The organism is Shewanella sp. 11B5 (genome assembly GCF_002836795.1).
Taxonomy (GTDB): Bacteria; Pseudomonadota; Gammaproteobacteria; order Enterobacterales; family Shewanellaceae; genus Shewanella; species Shewanella frigidimarina.
Window position 1 is genome coordinate 1 of record NZ_PJAP01000980.1, and the last position, 2821, is coordinate 2821.

The window sequence follows — 2821 nt, forward strand, 5'->3', positions numbered from 1 at the left end:
CCGCCGCGCTCCATTTGGACAGGCAACGTTGATTGATACTGATGTTGTCATCGATTTTAGTCAGGAAACCACACCGAATGACGTGGTGACTGTGATTGCGACTCGACCATTAACCAACAATGAAAATTGGGTGGTTTTACAACCGGGTGAGTGGAAGTTATTCCGTAAAGGCGAGCTAATCAACGGCTAACTGTTTAATTTCGTCTAATTCAGACTCACTAATACCTGCTTCATTTTCAGCTTCAGAGATCAGTTCATCCACAGCAGTTGAAGCTTCAGGCTTAGGGCCATCGATGACGACAGGCGTCATGGGTGGCAATGGTTGTTCAAATTGGTAGCTTGCTAGCTGAATATCGAGTTGCTTACTGCCTTTAGAAAAATGGCTTAAACGTACAGGTAGATAGGCTAAATCAGGCGCCATCCAGAAAAATGTTTGTCTTTTGGTACTGTCACGCACCACTTCAACTTTAACCGTATCGTAAGTTCCGCTTTTTATTGTGACTTTTTCTTTGCCTATAACTCTAAATTGATAGTCATCGACTTCTTTTTCTTTGACCATTTTATAATCTAATGGGCGTATATTGGCCGCGAGATCCATTCTGAATTGTAATTGAACCATTAACGGATCAAACACCTTTTCTTCGTATGGCAGTTTTAATGCTTCTTGCTTATAAATGGTGTGAATAAATTTCTGTGCTTTGGCAAAAGCAGTCTGTTCAGTGTAATCACTGCCTGTTCCAGTGCGTTCTTGTATGTATCTAAATGGCACCAATTTGCCGTTTTCAAGGGTGAATTCGCTGGTAAGATGACGCTGATCAGACAGCATTAATAAGCTGACATCGCTGTCGAAATGATAGCTGTAAAAGCCGCTGTCGGTTGCAGGTAAACGATAATTTGCTTCGCCTAATTCGAAACTGCCATAAAACACATTGTATTTTGCACTGTGGGCCGTTAATGGCGATAAAATAGCAGCCTGTTCAATGGCACTTAATGAGGCCGGGACATCAATTTGCTCGAGTTTTTCTGCAATCACAGCAGTTTCTGACACAGTCAATTTAGCCGTAGACTCAGTATCTGCAGTGAGTTGTCGGTTGTCAGAGGCCTGTACGAATAAGACAGGGCTAGTGCACAACATCAGAGTGAATAAGCGAGTTAATTTATTGACCAATGTATAATTACCTTAAAGTTTAGAATTCTGAATAGGCTAAGATTAAAACGGTAATGTCATTACTAAGGTGGCTAGATCGGGTTTCCATTGATATTGAGACAACGAAATCTTGCCTACGTTCACTGTTATACCTTCTAATCTTAGTAATTCTTGCTGTGTTTGAAAAGGTTCGGTATTTTTTGCGAAGGAAATCCTACCTTGACTATTGATAACCCTATGCCATGGGAGCGCAAGCGTTTCAGGCGCTAATTTCAATGCTCTAGAGACATAACGCGCACGACCAGGTAACCCTGCTAAATCAGCGACAATTCCATAAGGTAGCACAGTGCCTTGAGGGATAATATTAACAATAAACCATATTCGCTCCATTGGCGTCAGTTTAGTCATGTGTTTCCATATAGCGTCTTTAAGCAGAGTTAGCTGTGTATTAGCAACAGATAATAGAAAAATTGCGGCCATAGTACAACCGCAATTTTTTGAGAAGTGATATTGTCTTTAGAGCGTTATAGTACGGTGAGATAAATACATAAAAAATGGCTGAATGCCCCACCAAGCACAAATAAATGCCAAATGGCGTGATTAAACGGAATGCGTTTTCCTACATAGAAAATCACCCCAAGACTATAAAATAAACCGCCTACAAGGAGTAAGCTTAAGCCTAAGTCACTCATGTGAGTTTTTAAGTCGCCCATCACAGTGACACATAACCAACCCATCACTAAATACAACACTACACTAAAGGCCTTAAACCGACCGATAAACAATGTTTTAAAGATAACCCCGCCCAAAGCTAAAGACCAAATAGCAGTAAGTACCACAGTGGCTTGTGTGCTTTGTAAACTAATTAGCATCATTGGCGTGTAAGTGCCTGCAATCAAAGTGTAAATAGCACAGTGGTCTGCCATTTTATAGCGTTTGCGCCACAATGCACTTTTGCTGGAGTGATATAATGTAGAGGCAAGAAACAAAGCGATAATACTAATACCATAAATTACCACACCTGTAATTTGCACAAAGGTTAAATGATCGGGTGCTTTTATCAGCATTAAGATTAAGCCGATGATGCCGGCAACAATACCTAATGCATGTGAAAGGGCATTGGCTTTTTCTTCCGCTTGGCAGTAATCTGATCCAGTGGATTCGATAACTGTTTGCTGAGATGCCAGAGTGTTTGATAATGAATTCATAATATCCTGTAAATAGTGCTGATTGGATTTTGAGCACCGCTAGTCTAACAGTCTCAATACTTAATAGCCATATTTAGGTGAACACGTGTAAGCTGAAAATAAAGTATCCATTTATGTTACTTATAATGCTAATTTAACGCTCGATAGGGTAAATATTTGTTAATTCAATTCATCCATAAACCTCATAAAAAGGTGCTACTTAATGAGGTTTATAACGTTATACTTAACCGATCATTCTTGGTGAGTTAGTCTATATGCCTGAAAAAAACCATCAGTCGAGTTCGCTTCAATCTACTACAACCAATAGCGCTGTTCCGCATTGGGGCAACATGCCATCACCGCGGGTTGAAAACGCTAACATTGAATTTAACAAAGACGTGACACCTTTTGTTGAGAAAGAAGATGAAGTGATAGATGAAAATGAATTACAACATCATCAACAACAAGTCGCTGATGAAATTCAGTT

Annotated in this window: 5 protein-coding genes; 2 read left to right on the forward strand and 3 right to left on the reverse strand. The window is 40.0% G+C overall.

Features of this window, described 5'->3' with window-relative positions:
* The coding region (locus CXF78_RS19140) for a class II glutamine amidotransferase (RefSeq protein ID WP_180957220.1) at positions 1-190 on the forward strand (190 nt) is incomplete at its 5' end.
* Here the strand turns inward: CXF78_RS19140 and CXF78_RS19145 are convergent.
* The 3 genes from CXF78_RS19145 to CXF78_RS19155 form a co-directional block, all read right to left on the reverse strand.
* On the reverse strand, positions 176-1135 hold the full coding sequence (locus CXF78_RS19145) for a DUF3108 domain-containing protein (RefSeq protein ID WP_102037652.1): 960 nt from the start codon (positions 1133-1135) through the stop codon (positions 176-178). The genes CXF78_RS19140 and CXF78_RS19145 overlap by 15 nt on opposite strands.
* Before the next feature lie 75 nt (positions 1136-1210).
* Positions 1211-1555: an MGMT family protein gene (locus CXF78_RS19150; RefSeq protein ID WP_165871067.1), complete on the reverse strand. Its 345-nt coding sequence runs from the start codon at positions 1553-1555 to the stop codon at positions 1211-1213.
* Positions 1556-1671: 116 nt separating this feature from the next.
* Positions 1672-2355 (reverse strand): PAQR family membrane homeostasis protein TrhA, encoded by a 684-nt coding sequence (locus CXF78_RS19155; RefSeq protein WP_102037651.1) that lies wholly within the window; start codon positions 2353-2355, stop codon positions 1672-1674.
* A 254-nt stretch (positions 2356-2609) separates the two neighbouring features.
* On the opposite strand from CXF78_RS19155, the gene CXF78_RS19160 reads away from it, so the two are divergent.
* On the forward strand, positions 2610-2821 hold a 212-nt coding region (locus CXF78_RS19160; protein WP_145991569.1), incomplete at its 3' end, for a hypothetical protein.

Coding starts and splice junctions, on each gene's coding strand:
- CXF78_RS19145 (WP_102037652.1), bottom strand. CDS start 1,135: ATGTTGTGCACTAGCCCTGTCTTATTCGTACAGGCCTCTGACAACCGA.
- CXF78_RS19150 (WP_165871067.1), bottom strand. CDS start 1,555: ATGACTAAACTGACGCCAATGGAGCGAATATGGTTTATTGTTAATATT.
- CXF78_RS19155 (WP_102037651.1), bottom strand. CDS start 2,355: ATGAATTCATTATCAAACACTCTGGCATCTCAGCAAACAGTTATCGAA.